Source organism: Rhizobium sp. P1_E1 (assembly GCF_056406015.1).
Genome location: NZ_JBFUAY010000059.1, coordinates 1 through 15,527, shown reverse-complemented (window position 1 = coordinate 15,527; position 15,527 = coordinate 1). Strand labels below are relative to the sequence as shown.

The following is a 15,527-nucleotide window of genomic DNA, read 5'->3' as shown; positions in this document are numbered from 1 at the left end:
CAGAAAGGCCACAATCCGGTGTTGATGGCTATTTTGGGCTGGATTCAGGGGATGCTGAAACCGGCAATGTAACTGTGAAGGGTATTTCATGTTGAGCACCAACAAACTTGCCGTTCTGGCGTTTGCAACTTTTGTTGCGCTCCAGGGCCCGGCCCATGCCGATGACGCCGTCATCGCCAAGGTCGGCACTCTGGAGATCCACCAGTCGGAACTCGACCTCGCTGTCGCCAATCTCGACCCGCAGCTGGCGCAGCTTCCCGATGACCAGAAGAAGGTCGCAGCCCTTTCCGCCGCCATCGACGTGAAGCTGCTCGCCGCCGACGCTGCGGCTGAGAAGCTTGATCAAACCGACGAATTCAAGAAGCGCATGCAGTATCTCACCGACCGCGAGCTGCACAATGCCTATTTCAAAAAGCATGTCGTCGACATCGTGACGCCTGAGGAAGTCAAGGCCCGCTACGACAAGGAAGTCGCTGCCCTGCCGAAGCAGGAGGAAGTCCACGCCCGTCACATCCTCGTCAAGACCGAGGACGAAGCCAAGGACATCATCAAGCAGCTCGATGCCGGCAAGGATTTCGCCGAACTCGCCAAGGAAAAGTCCACCGATCCGAACAAGTCGGAAGGCGGCGACCTCGGCTATTTCACGCGCGGCCGCATGGTCAAGGAATTCGAGGACGCAGCCTTCGCGCTTGAGAAGGGCACCTATTCCAAGACGCCGGTTAAGACCGATTTCGGCTTCCACGTCATCAAGGTCGAGGATAAGCGCGACGCTCCGCCGCCGCCCTTCGAGCAGGTGCAGGATCAGGTTCGTCAGCTCGTCATGCGCGACAAGTATCTTGAGCTTCTGAACAAGGCGAAGGCCTCCGCCAAGATCGAGATCACGGACGAGACGCTGCGCAAGGGTTACGACCAGGCCAACAAGCAGCCGGAGCCGGGCAGTGAGCCCGTCGCGCCGGCGCCGCAGCAGTAATATTCGCATCAGGGCCCGGTTCTTCCGGGCCCTTCATTAGATCCGGATGATTTTGGGCCTGATCGGCCTAAAATCATCCGGACCTAAATCAAAGAAGGTGAGCATGGTGTCGTCCGAAAGCCGCTGACACTTTTCGGCATCATGCTCTGGCATCGTTTGTTGTCGCATTTCCGGACGGCGAACCGGTTTCCATTTCGCCTGGAAGTGCTCATTGGCAGGTCTCATCATGTCCGGTTCCGTCTCTCCGCTCGCCCCGAAATCCTTCGTCTCGATGCCACCGCTGCGCGGCGTGCGGATGGCGACGGCTTCCGCCGGCATCAAGTACAAGAACCGCACAGATGTGCTGATGATGGTTTTTGACAGGCCGGCGACTGTTGCGGGCGTTTTTACCCGCTCGAAGTGCCCGTCGGCGCCGGTGGATTTCTGCCGGGCCAATCTCCCCCATGGCAGCGCCCGCGCCGTCGTCGTCAATTCCGGCAATGCTAATGCTTTCACCGGCCTGAAGGGCCGGCAGGCGACCGCGCTGACGGCGAAGTCGGCTGCCGCTGCCGTCGGCTGCGCCGAAAACGAGGTCTATCTGGCCTCGACCGGCGTCATCGGCGAGCCGCTGGATGCCACCAAATTCTCAGGCGTTCTGGACCGAATGCAGGTCGAAGCTACCGGCGATTTCTGGTTCGAGGCGGCCAAGGCGATCATGACGACCGACACCTATCCGAAGGTTTCGACCCGCAGCGCCGAGATCGGCGGCGTGGCCGTGACGATCAACGGCATCGCCAAGGGCGCCGGCATGATCGCGCCTGATATGGCGACGATGCTCTCCTTCGTCGTCACTGATGCCGACATTGCGCCAGCCGCGCTGCAGGCGCTTCTGTCTGACGGCGTTGGCCCGACCTTCAATTCCATGACCGTCGACAGCGACACCTCCACCTCCGATACGCTGATGCTGTTTGCGACGGGTGCCGCGGCCGAGGACGGCCAGGCCCGCATCGAACGTGCCGATGATCCGCGCCTTGCCGCCTTCCGGGCCGCACTCAACGAAGTGCTGAAGGACCTGTCGCTGCAGGTGGTGCGCGACGGCGAAGGTGCCACCAAGATGCTTGAAATCACCGTCACGGGTGCCGAGAGCGATGCCGCCGCCAAGCGTATCGCGCTGTCGATCGCCAATTCGCCGCTGGTCAAGACGGCGGCCGCCGGCGAAGACGCCAATTGGGGCCGTATCGTCATGGCTGTCGGCAAGTCCGGCGAGATGGCCGACCGCGACCGGCTCGCCATCTGGTTCGGCGACATCAGGGTCGCCGTCAATGGCGAGCGTGATCCCGATTATTCCGAGGAGGCCGCCTCGAACGTCATGAAGGCGCAGGATATCCCCGTCAAAGTCGATATCGGGCTCGGCGGCGGCACAGCAACCGTCTGGACCTGCGACCTCACCAAGGAATATGTTGCGATCAATGGCGACTATCGGAGCTGATCGTTCATTGGCGCAGGTATCCATCTTCTCACACAATCTGCCGCTGGTGCGCAGGCTGGAGGCCGTCGGCTTTCGCGCCTGGCCGGCAGCATCCGTGCAATATGACGGAAGCTGGCAGGTGCGGCTGACGGCCGGTCACCCGTCCAACCGGCTGAATTCGATCGTGCCGCTCGATCCCTCGGATCATCGCGATGTCGAAATCCGCCTGGAAAAGGCGCGCCGAAAGTTCGAGGCCTATGGCCGCGCCGCTGTGGTCCGCCAGACGCCGCTTGCCTCGCCGGTGCTGATCGAACTTCTGCGCGCGCAGAACTGGACGCGCTTCGACGATACAGTGGTGATGACCTGCGACCTTGCCGAGGCGGAGCTGCCGGATACGCTCGATCACCTGCCGACTCACGATGTCGGCCGTTTCGTCGACGCCAACCTCGCCGTCGACCGGGCGCCACTGAGGCTGAAGCCGGCGCTTGCCGAAATCATTTCGGCGATCAAGCCGCCATCCGGCCTGTTCATGATCGAGAATGCGGCGGACGGCCCGCTTGCGACCGTGCTCTGCGTCCAGGACAATGACCTTGCCGGGATCATGTCGCTTTCGGTCTCCGAGGCGCGGCGGCGCGAGGGGCTCGGCACCGAAATCCTCACCTCGGCGCTGCGCTGGGCGCGCATGCGCAGCGCGCGTTCGGCCTGGCTGCAGGTGAAGCTGTCCAACCGCCCGGCCATCGCACTCTATGAGCGCCTGGGTTTTCGCGACGCCTATCATTATTGCTATTGGCAGCAGGAGCCGCGATGAGCGAGGCAGGCCGGAAGATATTGCTGGTCGCCGCCTGTGCGCTGATCGATGCCGATGGGCTTATCCTGTTGGCACAGCGTCCCGAGGGAAAGTCGCTTGCCGGGCTCTGGGAGTTTCCCGGCGGCAAGGTCGAGCCCGGTGAGACGCCGGAGGAAACGCTGGTGCGCGAGCTTGAGGAAGAACTCGGCATCAACACCAAGATTGCCTGCCTTGCGCCGCTTACCTTTGCCAGCCACTCCTACGAGACCTTCCACCTTTTGATGCCGCTTTATATCTGCCGGCGCTATGAGGGCATTCCCCAGGGCCGGGAGGGGCAGGCGCTAAAATGGGTGCGTCCGCAGGCGCTACGCGACTATCCGATGCCGCCGGCTGACGAGCCGCTCATCCCGATGTTGCAGGATTTACTTTAGCGTTATCTGATTATTATTGTGCCACATCGTTTTCGGCTGTGGATATTAATGGATCGTTTAACACCTTCTGCCAAAGATCGGCCTCAATCAAGCATCTGGCGTGCGTGTATTAAAAGGCTTGACGTCATGGACGATGATTTCTGGAAAGCTGTCCGGGAAAAGGAACGGGCCTCGTCTGCCTCGCGCAGGACGGGTGCGCTGAATATCGCCCTTCTGTTCGGCACGGCAGTGGTCGCGCTGACGCTCATTCTGACGCCAATGCTTGCGGATTCCTCGAAGAAAAGCGTCTTTGCCAGCGCGCCGGCGGATTTCGATACGATCACGACAGGATCGATCCCGAAGAGTGACAGCGGCAAGCGTTATACGATCCGCCGCAGCGTCCTCCAGGATACGCCCGGTTCGGTCTGCGTCGTCCAGGGCTATGGCGTCGGCGCCGGTTGCTGAAAAATGCCGGCCGTCGCCCGATGGTCGTGGAATTGGTCGTTTRCCGTCGGTTTCGCTCAAAGGGTCGCGAAATAATGCGTATTTTGAAAGCATTTCTTGCAGATAACAGAGGTGCGACGGCAATTGAGTATGGCCTGATCGCCGCCCTCATTTGTGGCGCGCTCATCTCCGGTCTCGGGGTCTTCACCGGCGCCCTGCAGGACGTCTTCAACGTGATCAACAACAATATGACGGCGAATTGAAGAAGCAGCCGGCCGTTACTGCTTGAGCTTGTGCTCGTCCACCTTCAATGCATCGGCAAGGCGCGCCTTGGCCGAACCCGGCCTGAGCGGCTTTTGCTGGCTCTCATGGGCAGCCCATCCCGAGACATAAATGATCGAGAAGGTGGCGCGGATGCGTCCATCGGGATCGGAATAACGTTCGGCGTAGATCTCCGCCGCGCGCAGGAAGAAGGCGCGCGTCAGCGGCATCCGGGCGCGGGCCGCAAGCGGATTGCTCATGCCCATCGCTCTTAGATCCCGCATCAGCGGAAAGAGCGAATCATAGCGCACCGTATAGTTCTCCGCATCGATTACCGGCAACGTGAAGCCGGCGCGCTGCATGAGGCTGCCGACATCGCGCACATCGGCGAAGGGGATGACACGCGGGCTTGCGCCACCCGTCATCTCGACCTCGGTGGCCAGCAGCACATCGCGCAGTTCCTGCAATGTGCCGGCGCCGGGGATCGCCGCCATGAACAGGCCGTCCGGCTTCAGGGCGCGGCGGATCTGGATGAAGACACCCGGCGTATCGTTGGTCAGATGCAGGCTGAGCGGCGCAAGGATAAGATTGGCCGATTGCTGTTCGAGCGGCACGTCCTCGAGCGGCGCCTCGATCAAGGTTTCACCCGGCCCGGCATAGGCCTTCTCGCTTTCGATGCGGATCATCGTGCCGATTTTGCCCGTCGCCAGCGCGGCACGGGCGGCAGCACCGGTTGCGCCATGCAGTTCGACGGCGGTCTCGAAAGTCCGCTCGACCACAGTAAGCCGCTCGGCCATTTCCTCAGCGGCAATGTCGAGCAGGAAGGCGGCTTTCGGGTCGTTGTTTACAAGCGCGCGATGGCGATGTGCGGCGATCAGGGCTCTGTCGAAGATCGTTTCCATGGCGATGTCCTTAGTCCCGTGTCGCCTGTGCGGCAAGACGATTTTCCTTTCGCGAAGAACAGGCTAGTCTCCGCGGCATGGGACTGATCAACGTTGAAAAACCGTCAGAGTTCTTGCGGGCGCAACTCTTGCGGCCGTTTTCGGCGCTTGCCGATTTCTTCTATCCGCCCGCCTGCTCCGTCTGCGGTATTTCCACAGGCGGCCATCGCGGGCTCTGCGCAAAATGCTGGTCCGGCATCCGCTTCATCGAACGGCCCTATTGCGAGGTGCTTGGCATTCCCTTCTCGCATGATCTCGGCGTCGGCATCCTCAGCGCCGAGGCGATCGCCAACCCGCCGCCCTTCGACCGGCTGCGGTCGGCTGCGACCCATGACCATGCGGTCCGCGATCTCGTTCATGGGCTCAAATATCGCGATCGCACCGATCTGGCGCCGATGATGGCTGCCTGGATGCTGCGCGCTTCCGACGGGACGGTCGAGAGCTGCGATGCGCTGATCCCGGTGCCGCTGCACCGCACCCGCATGCTGGCGCGCAAGTTCAACCAGGCAGCCGAGCTTGCCCGCCATATGGCAAGGCTCTCAGGCAAGCCGCTGCTTGCCGCCACGCTTGTTCGCGTCAAGCGCACCAGCCAGCAGGTCGGCCTCGGCGCCAAGGCGCGTGAGGACAATGTCAGGGGTGCTTTCACGATTGCCAAGGGTTGCGAAAACGACATTTTCGGCAAGCGTATCGTCCTCGTCGACGACGTCTATACAACAGGGGCGACGGTAGCTGCGGCAAGCCGGACACTGCGCAAGGCGGGTGCGGCTGACATAACGGTTTTGACCTTTGCAAGGGCTCTCTCCGAGCCTATATGACAGGAATACCCGGCATCAGTCTGGAGAGATTATGGTACCCGTCACCATCTATACACGGCAGTTTTGCGGCTATTGCACCCGCGCCAAGTCCCTTCTCGAAGAAAAGGGCGTCGAATATGTCGAGCACGACGCGACCTTTTCGCCGGATCTTCGCCAGGAGATGATCGGCAAGTCGAACGGACGGACCACTTTTCCGCAGATATTCATCGGCGCCGATCATGTCGGCGGTTGCGACGATCTCTTTGCGCTCGATCGGGCCGGCAAGCTCGATCCGATGCTGGCGGCTTGAGGAAGAACCGATGAGCTTCAAGGCCGCAGCTGTCCAGATGTGCTCCGGGGTCGATCCGGCGAAGAATGCCGCCGCCATGGCGCGGCTGGTGCGCGAGGCCGCTGCCGAGGGCGCGACCTATGTGCAGACGCCCGAGATGACCGGCATGCTGCAGCGAGACCGTGCGGCGGCACGCGCCGTGCTTGCCGACGAGGCGCATGACATCATCGTCAAGACAGGCTCAGATCTCGCTAGGGAATTCGGCATTTACATGCATGTCGGTTCGACAGCGATTGCCCTTGCTGACGGAAAGATCGCCAATCGCGGTTTCCTGTTCGGTCCCGACGGCAGGATTCTCAATCGCTACGACAAGATCCATATGTTCGACGTCGATCTCGACAATGGCGAGAGCTGGCGTGAAAGTGCCGCCTATACAGCCGGCTCGGAGGCCCGCGTCCTATCGCTGCCCTTTGCCGAAATGGGCTTTGCAATCTGTTACGACGTGCGGTTTCCCGCGCTCTTCCGCGCCCAGGCCATGGCCGGCGCTGAAGTGATGACGGTGCCCGCCGCCTTCACCAAGCAGACCGGCGAGGCGCATTGGGAGATCCTCCTCAGGGCACGGGCGATCGAGAACGGTGTCTTCATCATCGCCGCCGCGCAGGCGGGCCGGCACGAAGACGGGCGCGAGACCTTCGGCCATTCGATGATCATCGATCCCTGGGGCACGGTGCTGGCGTCGGCCGGCGCCACCGGTGAGGCGGTTATCGTCGCCGAGATCGATCCCGCCGCGGTCAAGGCCGCGCATGACAAGATCCCGAACCTGAGGAATGGCCGGGAATTCTCGGTCGAGAAGATTGCGGGAGCAGTCGCCGGAGGCGTCGCCGCTTGATCCGCTATTCCCTCACCTGCGACAATGCCCATGAATTCGAAGGCTGGTTTTCGGAAAGCGCCGATTTCGATCGTCAGGTCGAAACCGGTTTTCTGACCTGCCCGGTCTGTCATTCCGCCGCCATTTCCAAGCTGTTGATGGCGCCTTCGGTGTCGACGGCGCGGAAGAAGGACGAGAGGCAGACGCTGGCGATGGATGCCATGCGCCGCGAGGCCCTGCAAAAGCTCAAGGAGGCCGTTGCGGCGGTCAAGGCCAATTCCGAGGACGTCGGCACGCAATTTCCCGAGGAAGCCCGCAAGATCCACTACGGCGAGGCGGATGCCCGCGGCATCATCGGCCAGGCGACGTTCGACGAGGCGCAGGCCCTCCTCGAAGAGGGCATCGAGATCGCAGCCATTCCTGTTTTGCCGGAAGACGTAAACTGACGTGTAGTCCACACCGCTCGCCTCCTATAATTTCAGCCTGCCTATCGCACTGAAAGTGTAGCCGGCTTATTGACGGCGGGACTAAGCCGGCCGCTTTGCCATCAGCATATAATTCACGTCCATATCCTTGGACAGGTTCCATTGGTTCGACAGCGGATTGAAGAAGACGCCGGTGCGGTCGGTGATCTCGAGGCCGTTTGCGGCCAGCGGCTTTTCCAGCTCTTCCGGGCGTACCAGCTTTTCGTACTGATGCGTGCCGCGCGGCAGCCAGCGCAGAATGTTCTCGGCGGCGAAGATGGCAAGCGCTGCCGCCTTCAGCGTGCGGTTGATGGTGGCAACGAAGATCAGGCCGCCGGGGCGGACCATTTTCGCGCAGGTCGTCATGAAGAATTCGACATCGGCGACGTGTTCCACCACCTCCATGTTCAAGACGATATCGAAGGTCTCGCCAGCCTCGGCGAGCTCCTCGGCGGTGACGGCGCGATAGTCGACCGAAACGCCGGAGGCCTTCGCATGGGTGGAGGCGATGCCAATATTCTTCTCGGACGGATCGGCGCCGACGACGGACGCGCCCATGCGGGCGACAGGTTCGGATAACAGACCGCCGCCGCAGCCGATATCGAGCACGCGCAGGCCCTCGAGCGGGCGCGCGCTTTTCGGATCACGGCCGAAATTCTCGCAGGCTTTGTCTCTTATATAGGCGAGCCGGACGGGATTGAACTTGTGCAGCGGCTTGAATTTGCCGGTCGGGCTCCACCATTCCGCCGCCATCGCCGAGAAGCGGTCCACTTCACCTTGGTCGATCGTGCTTCTGGCGCCTTCCGTCATCGTCCACTCCTTCATTCGTGAGATGTGAAGTCGGACGATCGGGGGCATAAGTCAAGGGTGCAGACCAGAGGACTGACGAGGGCGGAACCGCTCGCCAATAGCTTTTATCGCCCGCGCTTGCCTCCCCCCGCCAAACTCGCTAAGAGACGCCGCAACTTGGGGCCTTTGGGGACCTGGGCTTTAGAGCGGTTCCGGAAGTTGGGAATCCGGCTCTCTGGCCAAGCGGTCTGCCCAGAGCTTTCGTGATGCCGGGTCCGGTTTTCCGCTTTCCCGGCGCCAGTCGTGGTAGAGGCATATGGCACGCATCGTAATGAAATTCGGCGGCACGTCCGTCGCTGACCTGGACCGCATCAAGAATGTTGCCCGCCACGTAAAACGCGAAGTCGATGCCGGGCACGAGGTCGCGGTGGTGGTGTCGGCCATGTCCGGCAAGACCAATGAACTGGTTGGCTGGGTCCAGGGCACGCCGAAGGTGATCGGCGCCAATTCTCCGTTTTACGATGCGCGGGAATATGATGCGGTGGTCGCATCCGGCGAGCAGGTGACATCAGGGCTGCTGGCAATCGCATTGCAGGCGATGGATATCAATGCCCGTTCCTGGCAGGGATGGCAGATCCCGATCCGCACCGATAACGCGCATGGCGCGGCACGGATCATGGAGATTGACGGCTCTGACATCGTCAAACGCATGGGCGAGGGGCAGGTTGCCGTCATCTCCGGCTTCCAGGGGTTGGGACCCGACAACCGTATCGCGACGCTCGGGCGCGGCGGATCGGACACTTCGGCCGTCGCAATCGCGGCAGCTGTCAAGGCAGACCGCTGTGATATCTATACTGACGTCGACGGCGTCTACACGACCGACCCCCGCATCGTGCCGAAGGCGCGCAGGCTGAAGAAGATCGCCTTCGAGGAAATGCTGGAAATGGCCTCGCTTGGCGCCAAGGTACTGCAGGTGCGCTCGGTCGAGCTTGCCATGGTGCACAAGGTGCGCACCTTCGTGCGCTCATCATTCGAAGACCCCGATGCTCCGGGCATGGGCGATCTGCTGAACCCGCCCGGAACGCTGATTTGTGACGAGGATGAAATCGTGGAACAGGAAGTAGTCACCGGCATCGCCTATGCCAAGGATGAGGCTCAGATCTCGCTTCGCCGTCTTGCCGACCGGCCGGGCGTGTCCGCGGCGATTTTCGGGCCGCTTGCCGAATCCCATATCAATGTCGACATGATCGTCCAGAATATCTCCGAGGACGGGTCGAAGACCGACATGACCTTCACCGTGCCATCAGGCGACGTCGAAAAGGCGATCAAGGTGCTCGGCGACCATAAGGAGAAGATCGGCTACGACGTCGTGCAAAACGAATCGGGGCTGGTGAAAGTATCGGTCATCGGCATCGGCATGCGCAGCCACGCGGGCGTTGCCGCGACCGCATTTCGTGCACTTGCCGAAAAAGGCATCAACATCAAGGCGATCACCACCTCCGAGATCAAGATTTCCATCCTGATCGACGGTCCCTATGCAGAACTCGCTGTCAGGACTTTGCATTCCTGCTACGGTCTGGATAAGAATTGATTCCCAGTGGGCGGCCTGCCCCTTCAGGTTGAGGAGACGAGGGCCGGCCTGCCGGGACTGAGTGCGTTGTTTCGGGAGCTTGAGACGCCATGAGAGACCTTTCCGGCGGTCCGCGCGTGCTGCTCAGGCGGCTGCGCGAGTTGATGGCGGAGCCGCTGGAGCCGCAGGAGCGCCTAGACCGGATCGTCCGCCAGATCGCCGGCAATATGGTGGCGGAGGTTTGCTCCGTCTATGTGCTGCGCGCCGACGGCGTACTCGAACTCTACGCGACCGAAGGCCTCAACCGCGAGGCCGTGCATCTGGCGCAACTGAAGATGGGGCAGGGCCTGGTCGGCACGATCGCGGCTTCGGCCCAGCCGCTGAACCTTTCCGACGCGCAGTCGCACCCTGCTTTCCGCTACCTGCCGGAAACGGGCGAAGAAATCTACCATTCCTTCCTCGGTGTGCCGATCCTCAGGACCGGGCGCTCACTCGGCGTTCTCGTCGTGCAGAACAAGGCAAGCCGCAACTATCGCGAGGAAGAGCTGGAAGCGCTCGAGACGACCGCGATGGTGCTTGCCGAGATGATCGCCACCGGCGAGCTCAAGAAGATCACCAAGCCGGGCCTCGAACTCGACCTGACGCGTTCGGTGACCGTCGACGGCGACACTTATAATGACGGCATCGGCCTCGGTTACGTCGTGCTGCACGAGCCGCGCATCGTCGTCACCAACCTGCTGAACGAAGATGCCGAGAAGGAAATCCGGCGGCTGGCCGAAGCCATGGGCTCGCTTCGGATTTCAATCGACGACATGCTGTCGCGTCGCGACGTGTCGATGGAGGGCGAGCATCGTGAGGTGCTCGAAACCTATCGCATGTTCGCGCATGACCAGGGCTGGGTGCGCAAGCTCGAGGAGGCGATCCGCAACGGCCTGACGGCGGAAGCAGCAGTCGAGAAGGTGCAGAGCGACACCAAGGCGCGGATGATGCGGTTGACCGACCCTTATCTGCGCGAACGCATGCATGATTTCGAGGATCTCGCGAACCGGCTGCTCAGACAGTTGACGGGTTATACCGGCCGGACGACCGCTGAAGGGTTCCCCAGCGACGCAATCATCCTGGCGCGCGCCATGGGGGCAGCCGAGCTGCTCGATTATCCGCGTTCCAATGTGCGTGGGCTGGTGCTGGAAGAAGGGGCGGTGACGAGCCACGTGGTGATCGTCGCACGCGCCATGGGCATTCCGGTCATTGGCCAGGCGGCGGGTGTGGTGGCGCTCGCCGAGAATGGTGATGCCGTGATCATCGACGCCGACGAGGGGCATGTGCATCTGCGGCCGATGGCCGATCACCGGCGTTCCTATGAGGAAAAGGTCCGCTTCCGCGCCAGGCGGCAGGAACAGTTCCGGGCACTGCGCGCCGTCGAGCCGGTGACCAAAGATGGGCAGCGGATCTCGCTGATGATGAATGCGGGGCTGTTGGTCGACCTGCCGCAGCTTTCGGAATCGGGTGCCGAGGGCATCGGCCTCTTCCGCACCGAACTGCAATTCATGATCGCCTCCACCATGCCGAAGGCGGATGAGCAGGAGCAGTTCTATCGCAATGTGATCAAACAGGCGGCGGGCCGCACCGTCACCTTCCGTACGCTCGATATCGGCGGCGATAAGGTGGTGCCCTATTTCCGCGGCCATGAGGAAGAAAATCCAGCCCTCGGCTGGCGCGCCATCCGGCTGTCGCTCGACCGGCCGGGACTGTTGCGCACCCAGTTGCGCGCTCTGCTGAAGGCATCGGCCGACACCGAGCTGAAGCTGATGGTGCCGATGGTGACCGAGGTTTCCGAGCTGAAGATGGTGCGCGAGCTTTTGCAGAAGGAAGTGCAGCATCTCTCACGCTTCGGCCACGGCTTGCCGCGCAAGCTGCAATTCGGGGCGATGCTGGAGGTGCCGGCCCTGCTTTGGCAGCTCGACGAACTGATGGAGGCGGTCGATTTCGTCTCGGTCGGTTCGAACGACCTCTTCCAGTTCTCGATGGCGGTCGATCGCGGCAATGCACGGGTTTCGGACCGCTTCGATCCGCTGGGCAAGCCGTTCTTGCGTATCCTGCGCGATATTGTCCGCGGGGCGGAGCGGAACAAGACGCCGGTGACGCTCTGCGGCGAGCTCGCCAGCAAACCCATCTCGGCGATGGCGCTGCTCGGTATCGGCTTCCGCTCGATCTCGATGTCACCGGCCTCGATCGGACCGGTGAAGGCGATGCTGCTAGGGCTCGATGTCGGGGCGCTGACGAAGGCGATGGACGAGGTGCTGGACGATCACCACGCCTTGACGCCGATGCGCGAGGTGCTTGCCCGCTTCGCCGAGAGCCACAATATTCCCCTTTAGACAGAGATTAAGAAGAATCGGAGTGAAGGGTGGCGAAGCTTCCCGTTGAAAAGATGCGCGAGCTGGAACGTCGTTTCGGCGAGATCGAGGCGCGCATGTCGGCTGGCCCGGCTGCCGATGTCTATGTGAAGCTCGCATCCGAATATTCCGAGCTGCAGCCTGTCGTGACGAAGATCCGCGTCTATGAGAAAGCGGTCGCCGAGCTGGCCGATCTCGAAACGCTGCTCGAGGATAGGTCGGTCGACCGCGAGATGCGCGACCTCGCCGAGCTGGAGCTGCCCGAGGTGAAAGAGCAGATCGAGGTGCTGGAACAGGAGATGCAGATCCTGCTTCTGCCGAAGGACGCAGCGGACGAAAAGAGCGCGATCCTCGAAATCCGCGCCGGCACGGGCGGCTCGGAAGCCGCTCTTTTCGCCGGCGATCTGTTTCGCATGTACGAGCGCTTTGCGGCGGAAAAGGGCTGGAAGGTGGAGGTGCTCTCGGCGAGCGAGGGCGAAGCCGGCGGCTACAAGGAAATCATCGCGACGATCACCGGCAGGGGCGTCTTTGCCAAGCTGAAATTCGAATCCGGCGTGCATCGCGTGCAGCGCGTGCCGGAAACCGAGGCGGGGGGCCGCATCCATACGTCGGCGGCGACGGTGGCGGTGCTGCCCGAGGCCGAGGAGATCGACATCGAGATCCGGGCTGAAGACATCCGCATCGACACGATGCGCTCTTCGGGCGCGGGCGGCCAGCACGTCAATACGACGGACTCGGCGGTGCGTATCACCCACCTGCCGAGCGGCATCGTCGTCACCAGCTCGGAAAAATCGCAACACCAAAATCGCGCCAAGGCGATGCAGGTGCTTCGCTCCAGGCTTTATGACGCGGAGCGGCAGCGGGCCGACAGCGAGCGCTCGGCCGATCGCAAAAGCCAGGTCGGCTCCGGCGACCGCTCGGAACGTATCCGCACCTATAATTTCCCGCAGGGGCGGGTGACGGACCATCGCATCAATCTGACGCTCTATAAGCTTGACCGAATGATGGAAGGCGAGATCGAGGAGGTCGTCGACGCGCTGATGGCCGATTACCAGGCCAGCCAGCTGGCGCAGCTCGGCGAGCAACAATGAGCTCGACGGTCGCCGATTTGCTTGCCGAAGCGCGCCGTCGATTCACCGAGGCCGGTATCGTCGACCCGGCGACCGATGCGCGGCTGCTTGTCGCGGGCCTTCTGAAATTGTCGCCGACCGAGCTGTTGACGCGATCGGCCGAGCGGCTTTCTCCTGAGCAGGCCGAAGTGATTTTCAAGGCGCTGGAGCGGCGGCTCGGCCATGAGCCGGTGCATCGCATTCTCGGCGAGCGGGAATTCTATGGCCTGCCGCTGCGGCTCTCGGCGGAAACGCTGGAACCGCGGCCGGATACGGAAATCCTGGTCGATACAGTTCTCGTCTATCTCAAAGACCTTGCAAAGGCGCAAAGCCGTCTCCATATCCTTGATATGGGAACCGGGACCGGGGCGATATGCCTTGCGCTTTTGAGCGAGTGTCCTGATGCGTCAGGTGTCGGCAGCGACATATCGGCGGATGCACTTCTGACGGCAAGATCGAATGCAGAAAGAAACGGGTTGCAGGATCGTTTTCAGGTCGTCCAGTCGAGTTGGTTCGAGAACATCCAGGGATCCTTTCACGCGATTGTCTCAAATCCGCCCTATATTGCTTCCAATGTCATTCACGATCTCGCTCCCGAAGTGACGAAATTTGATCCGGCTGCGGCTCTGGATGGCGGCCCGGATGGGCTTGACGCTTACAAAGCCATAGCCAAGGATGCGGCAAGGTTCATCAGGCCCGATGGGGTCGTCGGACTGGAGATCGGCTACGATCAGCGAAACGACGTGACGGCGATCTTTGAAGCGAAAGGCTTCATGTGCCTCAAATCCGTGAAAGATTATGGTCAGAACGACAGGGTGCTCGTGTTCGCGCTCGCGTGAGAGACGATAATGCGGCATTGAACAGGACATTATTGTTATTGCGAAGAAAAGGCTTGGATTTCCCGGTGAAGCAATATAGGTTGCGGTCACGTGTTGGGCAGATAGGAATGAACGAGATTCGTTCGGTACTTGGTTTGCCTCGGGGGTCCGCTCTTTTAAACGAGAGTTTCAACGGTTGAACACGACCCAATGCGTGAATCAGTCAAACTGACTTGAGAACCAAGCGGCAGGTCGGCGCAAAGGCGCAGTATGCTCGCGGCACAAAGGTCCTGACCCGGTTTCCGGTCATGGCGGTTGGTGCCATGTATCCATCACAAACAGAGAATTCAGGTGAACGATCTATGAGGCCAGGACAGCAGAACAAGCGCGGTCGAGGGCGTGGTAACAATAACAACGGCGGCGGTGGCGGCGGCGGTGGAAATAACAATAACAACAATTTCAACCGCAAGGGCGGCAATCCGCTGACCCGGACCTATGACAGCTCCGGCCCCGATGTGAAGATTCGCGGTACTGCGCAGCATATCGCCGAAAAATACGCGCAGCTCGCCCGCGACGCCCAAAGCTCCGGCGATCGCGTGATTGCCGAGAACTATCTCCAGCACGCCGAACATTACAATCGTATCATCGCCAGCGCCCAGGCGCAGATGCAGGAACGCTTCCAGCGCGACGACCGCGGCGAGTACAATGATCGCGAAGGTGCGGACCGCGACGGCGACGATATGGATAACAATGAGAATGACAATGACAATGACGGCGACGACGTCGTTATCGTCCAGCCGCCGCAGAACAGGCAGCACCAGCCGCAGAACAGGCAGCACCAGCCGCAGGCACAGCAGCAGCCGAAGCCGGTACCCGCGCAGGCGCCTGCACCGGCACCCCAGTCCGAACTCATCGATGGAACTGGCCCACAGCCGGAGATCGAAGGCATTCCGGCTGAAGTCGCCATGGACGAGGAAGGTGCCGGCGGCCAGCCGCGCGAACGCCAGCCCCGCCGCCGCAGCACCGGCAGCCGTCCCCGTCGCCCGCGTCGCGGTGCTGAGGGCGAAGAAGCCGCCGCTGAAGGCGAGGGCGCCTCTGCCGAGGCGCCAGTGCTGGCTGACGTCGCATCGGAATGAGGATTTCGCTTCCCCCTCAGGGGAGAGCGTGAAG

18 protein-coding genes are annotated in these 15,527 nt (G+C 61.7%); 15 read left to right on the top strand and 3 right to left on the bottom strand.

The features are described 5' to 3' along the window. The first annotated feature begins 88 nt into the window (after window positions 1-88). Complete coding sequence (locus AC1D1Z_RS19900) at window positions 89-970, top strand: peptidylprolyl isomerase (RefSeq protein WP_113543116.1); 882 nt, start codon at window positions 89-91, stop codon at window positions 968-970. A 36-nt stretch (window positions 971-1,006) separates the two neighbouring features. Here the strand turns inward: AC1D1Z_RS19900 and AC1D1Z_RS19895 are convergent, their stop codons facing one another. Continuing rightward, window positions 1,007-1,198 (bottom strand): hypothetical protein, encoded by a 192-nt coding sequence (locus AC1D1Z_RS19895; RefSeq protein ID WP_131647662.1) that lies wholly within the window; start codon window positions 1,196-1,198, stop codon window positions 1,007-1,009. Here AC1D1Z_RS19895 and argJ point away from each other — a divergent pair. The 5 genes from argJ (at window position 1,197) to AC1D1Z_RS19870 (ending at window position 4,321) form a co-directional block, all read left to right on the top strand. Then, window positions 1,197-2,438 carry a bifunctional glutamate N-acetyltransferase/amino-acid acetyltransferase ArgJ gene (argJ, locus tag AC1D1Z_RS19890; RefSeq protein ID WP_131647661.1) on the top strand — a complete coding sequence of 414 codons (1,242 nt, stop codon included), beginning with the start codon at window positions 1,197-1,199 and terminating at the stop codon, window positions 2,436-2,438. The two genes, AC1D1Z_RS19895 and argJ, sit on opposite strands and share 2 nt — an antisense overlap. Continuing rightward, window positions 2,419-3,225, top strand: a complete 807-nt coding sequence (locus AC1D1Z_RS19885; protein ID WP_018448081.1) for a GNAT family N-acetyltransferase — start codon at window positions 2,419-2,421, stop codon at window positions 3,223-3,225. Before argJ ends, AC1D1Z_RS19885 begins: the two co-directional genes overlap by 20 nt. After that, window positions 3,222-3,635 carry an 8-oxo-dGTP diphosphatase MutT gene (gene mutT, locus AC1D1Z_RS19880; protein WP_131647660.1) on the top strand — a complete coding sequence of 138 codons (414 nt, stop codon included), beginning with the start codon at window positions 3,222-3,224 and terminating at the stop codon, window positions 3,633-3,635. The genes AC1D1Z_RS19885 and mutT overlap by 4 nt, the downstream gene beginning before the upstream one ends. 126 nt (window positions 3,636-3,761) lie before the next feature. Further along, window positions 3,762-4,079, top strand: a complete 318-nt coding sequence (locus AC1D1Z_RS19875) for a hypothetical protein (protein ID WP_018243751.1) — start codon at window positions 3,762-3,764, stop codon at window positions 4,077-4,079. 74 nt (window positions 4,080-4,153) lie between these two features. Further along, window positions 4,154-4,321, top strand: coding sequence for a Flp family type IVb pilin (locus AC1D1Z_RS19870; protein ID WP_018243750.1), 168 nt, complete (start codon window positions 4,154-4,156; stop codon window positions 4,319-4,321). 15 nt (window positions 4,322-4,336) lie between these two features. Here AC1D1Z_RS19870 and AC1D1Z_RS19865 read toward each other — a convergent pair whose 3' ends face one another. Continuing rightward, a complete protein-coding gene (locus AC1D1Z_RS19865; protein ID WP_131647659.1) occupies window positions 4,337-5,221 on the bottom strand; it encodes a methyltransferase domain-containing protein in 885 nt (294 codons plus the stop codon). A gap of 77 nt (window positions 5,222-5,298) precedes the next feature. Here AC1D1Z_RS19865 and AC1D1Z_RS19860 point away from each other — a divergent pair, with 77 nt between their 5' ends. From AC1D1Z_RS19860 to AC1D1Z_RS19845, 4 genes are read left to right on the top strand one after another with little or no spacing between them, the layout of a single operon-like run. Continuing rightward, window positions 5,299-6,075: a ComF family protein gene (locus AC1D1Z_RS19860; protein WP_131647658.1), complete on the top strand. Its 777-nt coding sequence runs from the start codon at window positions 5,299-5,301 to the stop codon at window positions 6,073-6,075. A gap of 31 nt (window positions 6,076-6,106) precedes the next feature. Next, window positions 6,107-6,364, top strand: coding sequence for a glutaredoxin 3 (gene grxC, locus AC1D1Z_RS19855; RefSeq protein ID WP_011653683.1), 258 nt, complete (start codon window positions 6,107-6,109; stop codon window positions 6,362-6,364). A gap of 10 nt (window positions 6,365-6,374) precedes the next feature. Continuing rightward, on the top strand, window positions 6,375-7,232 hold the full coding sequence (locus tag AC1D1Z_RS19850) for a carbon-nitrogen hydrolase family protein (protein ID WP_131647657.1): 858 nt from the start codon (window positions 6,375-6,377) through the stop codon (window positions 7,230-7,232). Then, window positions 7,229-7,657: a DUF1178 family protein gene (locus tag AC1D1Z_RS19845; RefSeq protein ID WP_018243746.1), complete on the top strand. Its 429-nt coding sequence runs from the start codon at window positions 7,229-7,231 to the stop codon at window positions 7,655-7,657. The genes AC1D1Z_RS19850 and AC1D1Z_RS19845 overlap by 4 nt, the downstream gene beginning before the upstream one ends. 81 nt (window positions 7,658-7,738) lie before the next feature. On the opposite strand, the gene ubiG is transcribed toward AC1D1Z_RS19845, so the two are convergent. After that, window positions 7,739-8,485: a bifunctional 2-polyprenyl-6-hydroxyphenol methylase/3-demethylubiquinol 3-O-methyltransferase UbiG gene (gene ubiG / locus AC1D1Z_RS19840; RefSeq protein ID WP_131647656.1), complete on the bottom strand. Its 747-nt coding sequence runs from the start codon at window positions 8,483-8,485 to the stop codon at window positions 7,739-7,741. Window positions 8,486-8,780: 295 nt separating this feature from the next. Here ubiG and AC1D1Z_RS19835 point away from each other — a divergent pair, with 295 nt between their 5' ends. The 5 genes from AC1D1Z_RS19835 to AC1D1Z_RS19815 all read left to right on the top strand — a co-directional run bounded on the left by AC1D1Z_RS19835 (window position 8,781) and on the right by AC1D1Z_RS19815 (window position 15,493). Beyond that, window positions 8,781-10,055, top strand: a complete 1,275-nt coding sequence (locus tag AC1D1Z_RS19835) for an aspartate kinase (protein WP_011653679.1) — start codon at window positions 8,781-8,783, stop codon at window positions 10,053-10,055. Window positions 10,056-10,144: 89 nt separating this feature from the next. Beyond that, on the top strand, window positions 10,145-12,412 hold the full coding sequence (ptsP, locus tag AC1D1Z_RS19830; RefSeq protein WP_018243744.1) for a phosphoenolpyruvate--protein phosphotransferase: 2,268 nt from the start codon (window positions 10,145-10,147) through the stop codon (window positions 12,410-12,412). A gap of 29 nt (window positions 12,413-12,441) precedes the next feature. Beyond that, the gene (gene prfA / locus AC1D1Z_RS19825; RefSeq protein ID WP_028734613.1) at window positions 12,442-13,521 is read left to right on the top strand and encodes a peptide chain release factor 1; all 1,080 of its coding nucleotides are present in this window, start codon (window positions 12,442-12,444) and stop codon (window positions 13,519-13,521) included. Continuing rightward, complete coding sequence (gene prmC, locus AC1D1Z_RS19820) at window positions 13,518-14,378, top strand: peptide chain release factor N(5)-glutamine methyltransferase (RefSeq protein ID WP_131647655.1); 861 nt, start codon at window positions 13,518-13,520, stop codon at window positions 14,376-14,378. The genes prfA and prmC overlap by 4 nt, the downstream gene beginning before the upstream one ends. Window positions 14,379-14,719: 341 nt before the next feature. Then, the gene (locus tag AC1D1Z_RS19815; protein WP_131647654.1) at window positions 14,720-15,493 is read left to right on the top strand and encodes a DUF4167 domain-containing protein; all 774 of its coding nucleotides are present in this window, start codon (window positions 14,720-14,722) and stop codon (window positions 15,491-15,493) included. Window positions 15,494-15,527: the final 34 nt, after the last annotated feature.